At 63.4% G+C, this 13,063-nt stretch carries 11 protein-coding genes; 9 read left to right on the top strand and 2 right to left on the bottom strand.

What is annotated here, in order from left to right:
- Positions 1-28 precede the first annotated feature (28 nt).
- Genes MUY37_RS06385 through MUY37_RS06360 form a run of 6 tightly spaced genes read left to right on the top strand, consistent with a single transcriptional unit; the run spans position 29 to position 7,690 of the window.
- Entirely contained in the window at positions 29-2,863 is a 2,835-nt protein-coding gene (locus MUY37_RS06385) for a 2-oxoglutarate dehydrogenase E1 component (RefSeq protein WP_499194521.1), read from the top strand.
- 28 nt (positions 2,864-2,891) lie between these two features.
- Entirely contained in the window at positions 2,892-4,127 is a 1,236-nt protein-coding gene (gene odhB / locus MUY37_RS06380; protein WP_499194520.1) for a 2-oxoglutarate dehydrogenase complex dihydrolipoyllysine-residue succinyltransferase, read from the top strand.
- A gap of 11 nt (positions 4,128-4,138) precedes the next feature.
- A complete protein-coding gene (locus MUY37_RS06375) occupies positions 4,139-4,444 on the top strand; it encodes a hypothetical protein (RefSeq protein ID WP_499194519.1) in 306 nt (101 codons plus the stop codon).
- A gap of 1 nt (position 4,445) precedes the next feature.
- On the top strand, positions 4,446-5,858 hold the full coding sequence (gene lpdA, locus MUY37_RS06370) for a dihydrolipoyl dehydrogenase (RefSeq protein ID WP_499194518.1): 1,413 nt from the start codon (positions 4,446-4,448) through the stop codon (positions 5,856-5,858).
- Between the two features lie 23 nt (positions 5,859-5,881).
- A complete protein-coding gene (locus tag MUY37_RS06365) occupies positions 5,882-6,865 on the top strand; it encodes a Rossmann-fold NAD(P)-binding domain-containing protein (protein ID WP_499194517.1) in 984 nt (327 codons plus the stop codon).
- On the top strand, positions 6,866-7,690 hold the full coding sequence (locus MUY37_RS06360) for a hypothetical protein (RefSeq protein WP_499194516.1): 825 nt from the start codon (positions 6,866-6,868) through the stop codon (positions 7,688-7,690).
- Between the two features lie 54 nt (positions 7,691-7,744).
- Here the strand turns inward: MUY37_RS06360 and MUY37_RS06355 are convergent, their stop codons facing one another.
- A complete protein-coding gene (locus tag MUY37_RS06355) occupies positions 7,745-9,475 on the bottom strand; it encodes a DUF8614 domain-containing protein (protein ID WP_499194515.1) in 1,731 nt (576 codons plus the stop codon).
- Between the two features lie 84 nt (positions 9,476-9,559).
- Here MUY37_RS06355 and MUY37_RS06350 point away from each other — a divergent pair, with 84 nt between their 5' ends.
- From MUY37_RS06350 to MUY37_RS06340, 3 genes are read left to right on the top strand one after another with little or no spacing between them, the layout of a single operon-like run.
- On the top strand, positions 9,560-10,894 hold the full coding sequence (locus MUY37_RS06350; RefSeq protein ID WP_499194514.1) for an amidase family protein: 1,335 nt from the start codon (positions 9,560-9,562) through the stop codon (positions 10,892-10,894).
- A 15-nt stretch (positions 10,895-10,909) separates the two neighbouring features.
- Positions 10,910-11,611, top strand: a complete 702-nt coding sequence (locus tag MUY37_RS06345; protein ID WP_499194513.1) for a PepSY domain-containing protein — start codon at positions 10,910-10,912, stop codon at positions 11,609-11,611.
- Entirely contained in the window at positions 11,608-12,228 is a 621-nt protein-coding gene (locus MUY37_RS06340) for a trimeric intracellular cation channel family protein (RefSeq protein ID WP_499194512.1), read from the top strand. The genes MUY37_RS06345 and MUY37_RS06340 overlap by 4 nt, the downstream gene beginning before the upstream one ends.
- Here MUY37_RS06340 and MUY37_RS06335 read toward each other — a convergent pair.
- Positions 12,225-12,947, bottom strand: a complete 723-nt coding sequence (locus MUY37_RS06335) for a hypothetical protein (protein ID WP_499194511.1) — start codon at positions 12,945-12,947, stop codon at positions 12,225-12,227. The two genes, MUY37_RS06340 and MUY37_RS06335, sit on opposite strands and share 4 nt — an antisense overlap.
- Positions 12,948-13,063 lie beyond the last annotated feature (116 nt).

Below are 13,063 nucleotides of genomic sequence, written 5' to 3'. Positions count from 1 at the left end.
ACACCAAAGTCGGTGCGAAAGGGACCCGATGGGTAACGAAAGCCACGATTTCCTGCCCGAGATGGGCGATCAGGAAGGCCCGCAACAAGGCCCCAGCTGGGGCAACCCGCGCTGGCTGGCCGAAGTGGTCGACAGCGGGGCGGATCTGACGGCCGCGCTCGATCCCACGCAGATGCGAGCTGCGGTCACGCAGGCGGCCGAAAAGGCAGGCAAGGCGACTGACCCCAAGGCGATCGAGCAGGCGGCGGACGATTCTATCCGCGCCATGCTGCTCGTGCGGCTCTATCGCGTGCGCGGCCATCTGGCGGCCAATCTCGACCCGCTGGGCCTGTCCAATCGCGACGTCCCCGAAGACCTGACGCTCGAATGGCATGGTTTCGCCGGACAGGAAGACAGGGAAGTCTTCGTCGGCGGCATCTTCGGCTATGAATGGGTGGCTGTAGGCGAGCTCTACCGGGCGCTGCGCGCGACCTATTGCGGCAATGTCGGCCTCGAATACATGCACATTTCGGACACGGAGGAACGCCGCTTCCTTCAGGACAAGTTCGAAACGCCCGAAGACACGATCCAGTTCACCGACGAAGGCAAGAAGGCCATCCTCGCAGCCGTTATTCGCGGCGAACAGTATGAAGCTTTTCTCGGCAAGAAATATGTCGGCACCAAGCGGTTCGGCCTCGATGGCGGCGAATCGATGATCCCCGCGCTGGAGGCGGTGATCAAATATGGCGGCCAATTGGGCGTGCGCGAGATCATCTACGGCATGGCCCACCGCGGCCGGCTCAACGTCCTCGCAAACGTGATGGGCAAGCCCTACAAGGTCATCTTCCACGAATTCTCCGGCGGCAGCGCCAACCCTGACGATGTCGGCGGCTCGGGCGATGTGAAATACCACCTCGGCACCAGCACCGACCGCGAATTCGACGGAATCAACGTGCATATGTCGCTGGTCCCCAACCCCAGCCACCTGGAAGCGGTGAACCCGGTGGTGCTCGGCAAATCCAGAGCGCAGCAGGCAATCCGCGATGACCTCAAGCAGCACGAGCAGGTACTGCCCGTCCTCCTCCACGGTGATGCGGCCTTTGCTGGCCAGGGGATCGTGTGGGAATGCCTCGGCTTTTCCGGCGTGCGCGGCTACAACACCGGCGGCTGCCTGCATTTCGTCATCAATAACCAAATCGGTTTCACGACAAGCCCACAATTCGCCAGATCGTCACCCTACCCCTCCGACGTCGCCAAGGGCGTCCAGGCCCCCATTTTGCACGTAAATGGCGACGATCCCGAAGCAGTGACCTTCGCCTGCAAACTGGCGATCGAATACCGCCAGACTTTCGGTCGCGACATCGTGATCGACATGTGGTGCTATCGCCGCTTCGGCCACAATGAGGGCGACGAGCCGAAATTCACCCAGCCGCTGATGTATGACGAGATCCGCCAGCACCCCAAGGTCAGCCGGATCTACACCGCCCGTCTCGAGGAAGAAGGTGTGATCGAGAAAGGCTATGCCGACGGCCTGATCTCCGAATTCACCGACCATCTCGAACAGGAATTCGCTTCCGCCAAGGACTACAAACCCGACCAGGCCGACTGGTTCGGCGGTCGCTGGGCAGGAATGAACAAGCCGGCCGATCCGGAAACCGCACGCCGCAATGTCGAAACTGCGATCGAGAAGAAGCTGTTCGACAGCCTCGGCCGAACGCTGACCACCGTTCCCGACGATCTCGCGATCCACAAGACGCTGGGCCGCGTGCTCAAGGCCAAGAGCGAAATGTTCGAGAGCGGCACCGGCTTCGACTGGGCGACGGCGGAAGCGCTCGCTTTCGGCAGCCTCGTCACCGAAGGCTTCGGCGTGCGTCTGTCGGGCCAGGATTCAGGCCGCGGCACCTTCAGTCAGCGGCATGCCGTCTGGGTCGACCAGAAGGACGAGCGCAAATACATTCCGCTGACGACGCTGCCGCACGGCAAGTTCGAGGTCTATGACAGCCCCTTGAGCGAATATGGCGTGCTCGGCTTCGAATACGGCTTCGCGATGGCCGATCCGAAGAGCCTGGTGATGTGGGAAGCCCAGTTCGGCGATTTCGCCAATGGCGCGCAGATCATGATCGACCAGTTCATCGCTGCGGGCGAAGTGAAGTGGCTGCGCGCAAACGGCCTCGTGCTGCTGCTGCCGCATGGCTATGAAGGCCAAGGCCCGGAACACAGTTCAGCCCGCCTTGAACGCTTCCTGCAACTCTGCGCGAACGACAACATCCAGGTGCTCAACATCACCACGCCGGCGAACTACTTTCACGTTCTCCGCCGCCAGATGCTGCGCAGCTTCCGCAAGCCGATGGTCATCATGACGCCCAAATCGCTGCTGCGGCATCCGTTGGCCAAATCGAGCGCCGAAGAGTTCATGGGCGATCACCATTTCATGCGGATCAAGTCCGACATGACGGAGATCGACGACAAGAAGGTGAAGCGCCTCGTGCTGTGCAGCGGCAAGGTTGCCTACGATTTGATGCAGCGCCGCGACGAAGCCGGTCTGGACGATGTCTCGGTGGTCCGGATTGAACAGCTCTACCCCTTCCCCGGCGAACCGCTGGCCGTGCGCCTCGAACGCATGAGCAATCTCGAAACGGTGGTCTGGTGCCAGGAAGAGCCGAAGAATAACGGCGCCTGGTTCTTCGTCGATCGCCTGATCGAAGAATCGCTCACCGCCGCGGGCAAGGACGGCATGCGCCCATGCTATGCCGGCCGCGAAGTCGCCGCCTCGCCCGCCACGGGTTATGCCAGCCGCCACCAGGTACAGCAGGAAGCCCTCGTCAACATCGCGCTCGGACTGAATGGCGGTGATACGCCCAAAGTCCGCAGCGACTGCAACTGATCCCATAAGGCCGAAGGAGCCACACATTATGGCCACCGAAGTCAAAGTTCCCACGCTAGGTGAATCGGTCACCGAAGCGACTGTCGGCGAACTGCTCAAGAATGTCGGCGACGCAGTCGCGGCGGACGAGCCGATCATCAGCCTCGAGACCGACAAGGTCGCGGTGGAGGCCCCCTCCCCCGTTGCCGGTGTCATCAAGGAGTTCAAGGTTGCGGTCGGCGACACGGTAGAGGTGGACTCGGTCATCGCCGTGATCGAGGAAGGTGCGGCTGCGGCGAAGTCCTCCGGCGGCGAAGCACCCAAAGCCGAGGTAGCCGACGCAGGCGTCGAGAAGGCCGCTCCGGCGCAGGCCAAGGCTGCAACCGGCGGCGATGCCGCACAGACGCTGTCGCCTGCCGTGCGCCGCGCCGTTCTGGAGCACGGCGTCGATCCCTCGACCATCAAGGGCACCGGCAAGGACGGCCGCCTGACCAAGGAAGACGTCATCGCCGCAGCGAAGAACAAGGGCGCTTCGGGCGATGCCGCTCCGGCTCCAGTCGCAGCTCCGGCCTCGACTGGCGGTGAGCGCCGTGAGGAACGCGTCAAGATGACGCGGATGCGCCAGACCATCGCCAAGCGGCTCAAGGGCGCGCAAGACAATGCCGCGCTGCTCACCACTTTCAACGATGTCGACATGTCCGCCGTCATGGAAGCACGCGGCAAGTACAAGGACATGTTCGCCAAGAAGCACGACATTCGCCTCGGCTTCATGGGCTTCTTCGCCAAGGCCGCCTGCCTGGCGCTGAAGGATGTGCCCGCGGTCAACGCCTATATCGAGGGGGACGAGATCGTCTATCACGACTATGTCGATATCTCGGTTGCCGTGTCGGCGCCCAACGGCCTCGTGGTCCCCGTCATCCGCGATGCGCAGGACAAGGGTTTTGCCCGCATCGAGAAGGACATCGCCGATTTCGGCAAGCGCGCCAAGGAAGGCACGCTGACGATGGAAGACATGAAGGGCGGCACCTTTACCATCTCCAATGGCGGCGTGTTCGGATCGCTCATGTCGACCCCGATCATCAACCCGCCGCAGAGCGCCGTCCTCGGCCTTCACCGCATCGAGGACCGCCCGGTCGTGGTGAACGGCGAAATCGTCATCCGCCCGATGATGTATATCGCCCTGTCCTACGACCACCGCCTGATCGACGGCCGCGAAGCAGTCACTGCACTCAAGATCATCAAGGAAGCGATCGAAGATCCGACCCGGATGCTGATCGACCTGTAAGGAGCGCGAGCATGAAGAAGCTGGTTATCTGCACCTTTGCCCTCGTGGCGCTGACGGGGTGCGACGTCGCTTCCGAAGTTGCGGGTGACGCGATCGCGGGCGAAATTCGCACGCGCTATATCGAGCAGTGCCAGGGCATCGCCGAAAGCGCTGGCATCGCCGCAGAACGCATCGACGCCGCGTGCGAATGCAGCGCGGAAAATTTCGAGGAAGACTTTGCTGCCGATGGCCGGTTGGACATCAATCCGGAGCGCGTGGAAGAAGTCTTGAGGATTTGCATCCAGGACGACGCGCAAGTCGCTCCTGCGGAGGGATAAAATGGCTGAATACGACTACGACGTCCTCGTTATCGGTGCTGGCCCGGGTGGCTATGTCGCCGCGATCCGCGCCGCGCAGCTTGGCCTGAAGACCGCCTGCGCCGAAAGCCGCGAGACGCTGGGCGGGACCTGCCTCAACGTGGGCTGCATCCCGTCCAAGGCGATGCTGCATGCGAGCGAGTTCTACGACGCCGCAGCCAATGGCGCGATGGCCGCGATGGGCATCGAGACGAGCCCCAAGCTCAACCTCGACACCATGCACGCGCAGCGCCGCGATGCGGTCAAGGGACTGACCGGCGGCATCGAATTCCTGTTCAAGAAGAACAAGGTCGATTGGAAGAAGGGCCACGCTACTTTCCAGAATGCGCACACCGTCAGGGTTGGCGACGAGACGGTCACCGCGAAGAATGTCATCATCGCCACGGGTTCCTCGGTTACCCCGCTTCCCGGCGTCGAGGTCGACAACGACAAGCATGTGGTGGTCGATTCCACCGGCGCGCTCGAACTGCCCAAGGTGCCCAAGAAGATGGTCGTTATCGGCGGCGGCGTGATCGGGCTTGAACTCGGCTCGGTTTGGAACCGGCTCGGCGCCGAAGTGATCGTGGTCGAATATCTCGACAAGCTGCTCCCCGGCATGGACGAAGATGTCCGCAAGGAAGCGGCCAAGATCTTCAAGAAACAGGGCATGGAACTGCGCCTGTCGACCAAGGTCACCGGCTGCACCGTCAAGGGCAAGACTGCCACGCTGACGCTCGAGCCGAGCGCAGGCGGTGATGCGGAAACGCTCGAAGCCGATTGCGTGCTGGTCTCGATCGGCCGCCGTCCGAACACCGAAGGCCTCGGCCTCGATGCTATCGGCCTGGAGGTCAACAAACGCGGCCAGATCGAAACCGATCACGATTTCCGCACCTCGGTCGATGGCGTCTGGGCCATTGGCGACGTGGTGCCCGGCCCCATGCTGGCCCATAAGGCCGAGGATGAAGGCATTGCCTGCGCAGAGAACGTCGCGGGCCAAACCGGCATCGTGAACCACGATGTCATCCCCGGCGTGGTCTATACCTGGCCCGAATTCGCCGGCGTCGGCCTCACCACCGAAGAAGCCATCGAGAAGATGGGCGGCGACAAGACCAAGGTGAAAATCGGCAAATTCCCGATGATGGCCAATAGCCGCGCCAAGACCAATCACGAACCCGACGGCTTCGTGAAGATCATCGCCGAAGCCGAGAGCGACCGAGTGCTCGGCGTCTGGGCGATCGCCAGCGTTGCCGGCACGATGATCGCGCAGGCCGCTCAGGCAATGGAATTCGGCGCCACTAGCGAGGATATCGCCTACACCTGCCACGCCCACCCGACGCATTCCGAAGCGATCAAGGAAGCGGCGATGGCGGTCCAGGGCAAACCGATCCACATCTGATCGGACTTCAGGAGCAAAGGATCATGGCCCGCAGCGTTGCAATCGTCGGTGCGGGCCAGATCGCTTACGAGATGGTCGCTGCTTTCAGCGACGACTGGCACATAACGCTCCATGCACGCTCCGCGCCGCAATGGCTCGGCGCCATGCCCTGCCCCTTCGTTCCCTTCGTGCGCGGCGAGGATGAGCCACCTTCGGCCGACTGCGTGATCGACACCATCGCCTTCGACGAGGGCGATGTACTCGGCTACGACCCCGACCGCGTCGGTAGGCTGATCGCGATCAGTTCGGCCAGCGTCTATCAAGACGCCGACGGGCGCACGCTCGACGAGGCGGCGACTTGCGGGTTCCCCGAATTCGCTGACCGGATCACCGAGGAGCAGGCGACGGCCGCACCCGGCCCCGACACCTATTCCACCCGCAAGATCCGCATGGAAACCGCAGCCCGCGCCCGCTTGGGCGGGCGGGCGACGATCCTGCGCCCCTGCGCGATCTACGGCTTGTGGTCGCGCCACCCGCGCGAATACTGGTTCGTGAAACGCCTGCTCGACGGGCGCAAGCGCATCCCCGTGATGCACCCCGAGGTCTCGCGCTTCCAGACGACCAATGCGCGCGACATTGCCGAATTCGCGCTCGAAATGGCCCTCGGCGAAATCGGCGGCATCTTCAATATCGCCGACGAGAATGGCCCCTCGGTCGCCGATATCGCCCGCTACATATGCGAGTTCACCGGCAGGCACGCGGAGCTGGTCGAGGTCCCGGCAAACAAGAACTCCACCATCGGCCGGACGCCCTGGTCGGTGCCGCGCCCCTTCCTCGTCGACGGATCGAAGGCGCGTACTACCTGCAGCCGGGCAGGCTCGACTTACTGGCCCAACGCCCGCAACGCGGTGGAGTGGCTGGTCGAGAACAATCCCGAGGACTGGCGCGCGGCCTTCCCGCAGCTCACCGTCTATCCGTGGGACCTGTTCGACTACGCGGCCGAAGATGCCGCGATGGACGCGGTCTAGGTGAAGGCGCGACTGCCCGGTCTCCTCACACTGGCCATGCCCGTGCTGGCCGGGATCGCTTACCTGATGGTCATGAGCGCGCCTTCGAGCTACGCGATCCTCAATGCGGCAGCGCTCGGCATCGCGGCCTTGCTTGTGCTGTTGGTCCCGTCGTTACCCGAAATCAGGGCACGCCGCGTGATTTCCGTGGTGCTGATCGCACTGCTCTTCGTACCGCTGCTCACCGGCCCTTACATTAACGGCATCGCCCGCTGGCTCCAACTCGGCTCCTTCGCCCTGCACAGCGGCGCGCTTGTCCTGCCTTCACTCGTCGTCCTCGCGGCTCGCGACGAGGATTTCGCGCCGCCGATCCTACTCGCTGCTCTGCTCGCTGCCTCGCTCCAGCCCGATGCGGCGACCGGCCTTGCGGTAATGCTGACTGCCGTTGGCCTCTACAACGCAACGAAAGACTGGCGGCTCGTCCCCGTTGCGGGGATCGCTCTCCTCGCCAGCATGGTGGCGGGACTTAGAGGCGAACTGCCCGCGCAGCCCTTCGTCGAACGCATCCTGATCCACCTCGCGATCGACACGCCGCTGGCCGCCTTCGGCCTCGCCATCGCCCTGCTGGTGAGTTTCTTCCTCCTAGCCCACGCAATTCCCGCTCCCAAGCCGGTCCGTCACGCCTTGGCGGGGGGCCTGTTCGGCTTCTCGCTTGCCGCGTTGGTATCGAATTATCCGACCATTCTCGTCGGCTATGGCGCCGCGCCGATTCTCGGTTTCGGTCTGGCCATCGGACTGGCGATTACAGGCAGGACGCGTCGCACGACAAACGGACCCGCCAGCTAGCACTCGATTGACTGTTCGAGGGAAGACGGCCTTCGTCGCCCCCTCGTCCATCAATCAGACTTCGTCGGGATAAACAGGCGCGATATCGACCGGAATGTCTGCCATGGCCACGAAGCGCGAATTCGCCGCATTGTCGAGCACGGCATAGCGATCGAAGAAGGCCTTGGTGCCCGCGTAATCGCCGGTCGCCTGCAACAAGAGCTGGGCGTTCAGCAGGTCGCGTATGCCTGTTTCCATCCTGCCGTAATCGACCGTGTAGCGCTGGCGCGCCTCGTCCCAGGCGAAGGCGCCCTTCTGCTTCAAATATCCGTATTGCAGCTTGGCCCCGCGCCCATGCGCGCTTTCGGTGCCGAAGCGCATCGAGCGGAACAGGCCGGTGAAATAGGTCGAGAAAAGCTGCGGTTTTTCTGCTGCGGGGATTTCACCCCTGTCCATCATCAGCAGAATGTTCCAGATGCCCATGACGTCGGCCTTGGATTCCTCCAGCGCCGAATACTGATCTCTCAGCTCTTCATTGACGGTGGTCTGACGCCCGTCGACGGTGATCGTACCCGGCCCGAGGCTGTGCGACAGCTCATGGAACAGCGTGTTCGCTTCCATGTATTTCTTCATCACCAGGTCGGATTGCGCATCGGTCAAAACGATTTCGGCCATGGGCGCCAGGATGCGGTCGTATTTCGCGCCCAGGACATTTGCGAGAATGACCTTCTTGGCCCCCTTGGCCTCGCGCACCCGCTCGTCATTGGGCAGGTTGAAAGCGATGGTTTGCGTGCCCGGCACATTGTCACCCCCGCCATGGACCTGGTCCGCCACCGCGATCGGACTTTCGAAGCCGCGCTGGAAATTCTTGTGCTGATCCGGGATGGGGAGGTTTTCCTCCATCGTGCGCAGATAGTTCTTATATTTCGCCAGCGCCGCGCTCTCCGCCGGATTGCGCAATGTGACGAAGCTCTCGAAAGCGGTCTTGGTGCCATAGAGGCGGTCGGTATAGACTTCGTAGGGGCCGATCGCGATTTCGATCGGCGTGCCCTCCAGGTCCATCCATGCCATTTCGCTTTCGAAGTAATCGTCGGTCAGGAAGCTGGCCGCACGCAGCGAGAGGAAGCGCTTCAGGCTTGAATTGGAGGTACGCTGCGCGGCCTGTTCGAGCAGCCGCGCGGCGGGCACCAGCCATTGGCGATAGGCCTGCGAATAGGGCACGGCGACAAAGCCGTCCGCGTTGCGCCGCACGACGGTATAGGGGCTTGTCAGTGCCTCGCGCTGATCGGGATTGGCCGCGAGATACGCATCGAATTCCTCACGCGTCAGGTCTGCCGGGTAGAAACCGGCCCCTTCCGGCATCGGCTCAGTGCCCCAGAAGGGATGCAGTTCCGCCACTTCGTCCCACGGGCCGAAATTGCGATCGAACATGGCCAGCAGAAGATCGCGATCGCCGCGACGGTTGCGCGAAATCGCCTCGCGCATTTGCGGCAGATCCGCCGCGCGCTGACGCAGATAGATCTCGTCCATATACCCGCTGGCTTCGATCAGCAGATTCACCACGTCGCGCTCTTCCTGCGTCAGGAAAGACGTATCGGGATCCATCTCGATGACCGCCAGCTTGGCATATTGCGCGCCCAGATCGTATCCCTCGGCCGTGGCGGCCGGAGGCGGCACATCGGACGAGGCGACCTGAGTTTGCGTGGCGACGGGGGTGCAGGCGGCACTGGCCAGCAGCAGGGGCAGTAAGGCGCGGCGCATCGAGAATCCTCCGATATTCTGGGTCTGGTGCTGGTTAAACGCCATGCGTCGGCGATGTGTCCTGCGCAAGTGCGCGATTGACCCTGCGCAGGCCTTGCCCGACAAAGCGCGCAAGCGGTGGAGACATGCATGACCTATCCGAAGCTGACCGACAAACCCGGCGCAATCGAAACGGCCGCGGCCATCAGCCGGGGCGAGATATCGCCACTGGAAGCGGTCGACGCCGCGATTGCCCGGATCGAGCATCACGACGCGCATATCAACGCGGTGGCCGTAACCGATTTCGACCGTGCACGCGAAACCGCAAGGGGCATGACGGACCAGCCCGCCGGTCCCGACCAGCCCCTGTTCGGCGTGCCGATGACGATCAAGGAAAGCTTCGACATCGCAGGTCTGCCGACCTGCTGGGGTCACGAGGAATACGCCGACCAGATCGCGTCGCGGGATGCCAAGGTGGTCAGCCAGCTCAAAGCGGCCGGAGCGATCTTTCTGGGCAAGACCAATGTCCCGCCAGACTTGGCCGACTGGCAATCAAGCAACCCGGTCTATGGTCGCACCAACAATCCCCACGATCACGAACGGTCGCCCGGCGGGTCGTCGGGTGGAGCCGCCGCAGCCGTCGCGAGCGGGATGGTGCCGTGCGAATACGGCACCGATATCGGAGGCTCTGTCCGCGTGCCGGCCCATTTCTGCGGTGTATGGGGACACAAGACCAGTTGGGGCCTGGTCTCCAAGCAGGGTCACGATCACCCCCTGATAGCAGGCAAGGATACCCATGACGGCGCGCTGTCGATCGCAGGGCCGCTTGCGCGCAACGCCGCCGATCTTCGGCTGCTTATCGACCTGACCCGGACCATTCCCCTGTCTGAACGCAACAAACCGCTCGCGGATTGCCGCATCCTGATGATGCTGGACCATCCCTCTTGCCCGACCGACGATGCTGTGCGCGGACCGATCGAGGCGGTCGCCACCGAGCTCGAACGGGCGGGTGTCGCGATCGACCGGACGAGCGAACTTCTGCCCGACCTGCAGGCTCAGCAAGCCGACTATATGCGTATGCTCAATGTCGCCATGGCGCGCGGAATGCCAGGTCCCAACGGCAAACGGGCCAGCGCGACAGACTGGTTCGACATGCTCGATACGCAGGCGCGCAACGCAAACGCTTGGGCAGAGCTGTTCGAGACCTACGACTTCGTGCTCGCCCCGCCCGCCCCCGTGCTCGCCATACCGCACCGCGAGGGGCGCGTCTTCGACGGAACGGTTACAATCAACGGCACCGAACAGCCCGGTGGCAGCGTGCTGTGCTGGGCGGGCCTCGCGACCTATCCCAACCTTCCCGCCACCGTCCTGCCTGTGGGCGAAACAGATGGCCTGCCTTGCGGCATGCAGGTCATCTCGCGCAGATGGGCGGATCTCGATTGCATCGCCGCGGCGGAGGCGATCGGCACGATCCTCCACGGCTAGGGAGCCACGACGGCAATGGGCAATCAGAGCGTCATGCAACGCTTCGCCAAATGGCATATATGGCTGGGATGGCTGGTCGGTTTCCCCATCCTGATGTGGACGGTGACCGGTCTCGTGATGGTGATCAAGCCGATCGAGGAAGTGCGCGGCAACCATCTACGCGAGGAGGTGCCCGAACGCGCCCTGCCCGCCGACACGCAAATCGCCGTCTCGCTACCGGCCGAAAGCACCAAGCCCGTCCGCTCGGTCACGACGCAGGTGGAGCGCGGCGAGACCATCACGCGGATCGCCTATATGGACGGTACCACCGCCCGTTTTCGCCCCGATGGTAGCGCCATGGGGCCGTTATCCGATGTCGAAGCACGGCTGATTGTGGCGGAAGGGATCGAGGGTGGTGACAAGGTCGCACGAACCGAACGCTTCGAGGCAGCCAACGTCCCGTTCGACTTCCGCCGCCCGATGCCGGTGTGGCAGGTCGTGCTGGAAGATGGGACCCATGTCTATGTCGGTACCGAGACAGGACGGATCGAAGCTGTGCGCACGCGCTGGTGGCGAGCTTTCGATATCGCCTGGGGCCTGCACATCATGGATCTGCAAACGCGTGAGGACACCAGCCACCCGATCCTGATCCTATTCGCCACCCTGTCGGTTATCGGCGCGATGTTCGGCTGCATCCTGATGTTCCGCCGCCGTAAGGCGCGCATGGTGGCCAGATGAATCCGGCAGTCCTCACCCCCGTCCTCGACTGGCTCGACCTGGCCGGGGTGGCGATTTTCGCGCTGACCGGCGCGCTAGTGGCAGCGAAGGAGAAGCAGACCTTCGTGACTATGGCTTTCTTCGCACTGCTAACCGGTGTTGGAGGTGGAACGGTGCGCGATCTGCTGATCGGTGCGCCCGTGTTCTGGATCCACGATGGTTGGGTCGCCCTGGTTTGCCTGGGGATCGCGTTGCTTGCGTGGTTCACCCCGACGCGCTGGTGGGAAGGCCGCTTGCTCGATATTGCCGACGGGCTGGGCCTCACGGCCTATGCCGTGCTGGGGGCGGCGAAAGCGCTGCAATATGGCGTTCCGCCAGTGCCCGCCGCCTTGATGGGCGTAGTCACCGGCACGGTGGGAGGCATCATTCGGGATGTGATTGCCGGGCGGCCATCGATCCTGATGCGGCCCGAGCTGTATGTGACCGCCGCGGCGCTTTCGGCCAGCCTCACGGTGGTGGGAGAGTTCGTCGGGATCATGCGCGAATGGGTGTGGATCGGGGCGACGGCCGCCGGATATGGCCTGCGGCTCGCGGCGATCAGGTGGAACCTCGCGCTACCCTCCTACGGGCGCGACTAGCGCTGCGCCCCCCGATAGCCGGTGCCGAATTCGATATCGGCATCGATCTCGTCAACATCCTCGCCGGGCAGTGGCGCGCCCGGATAGGCGGGCTGAACCGTTTCGCTGCGCGCCCGAGCAGCTCGATAGACATCGTCGTTATGCTGACGGTCGGCATCCGCCGTTCCGGCTCCATAGGCCCCTTCGGCAGAACCGTATGCGCCATAGCGCGCTTGGCCTCGACCATAGTCGAGCGCCTCGATCCGGCCATCCTCTCCGATCGAGCAGGTAAAGCTCTGGCCATCGAACAGCGTGCCGGTAACGCTCCACCCGCGTGCATCGCGATCGACTCGATCGACCGTCTCGACCCGCGCATCGCGCTCGATCTCGTCGACGCACATCGTCACCGCGCGGTCGATCCCGCGCCCGTCATTATAGCGGTAATCGCCCCGTCGTGGCTGCGGATAGCGTGTCTCGCGGCGGGGGTAGCGATCGCGCGACTTCTCGGCAGCGTTGGCGATGGCGGCAATACCGCCGATGATCAAAACTCCGGCAAGAATATCGCCCGCGCCAATGCCGCGATGGCGGTGGTGCCGATAGTGTCGATAGCGACGGTGCTTGGCGGCCGTATCGTCGCCAGGCGCCCATGCGGGCGCGATATGCGCGGCAACCGGAGTCGTCGACCTCGGCAGTTCCGCAGCCTGCACCGGCGTGGTCGTGAGAGACAGCGCTGCGAGCATGGCTGGTGCGCCTAAGAGCGATTGTTTGGACGGCATGGTCCGTTACCCCGTTTGGCGCCCCCACCAAGGCGCATGATTGACATTCCGATAAGCATAGGCGGTCCAGGCTAAATACT

It is taken from the genome of Qipengyuania sp. ABI-127-1 (assembly GCA_022953095.1).
GTDB lineage: Bacteria > Pseudomonadota > Alphaproteobacteria > Sphingomonadales > Sphingomonadaceae > Qipengyuania.
The sequence above is the reverse complement of the archived record's forward strand: the minus strand, read 5'-3'. Positions and strand labels throughout refer to the sequence as shown.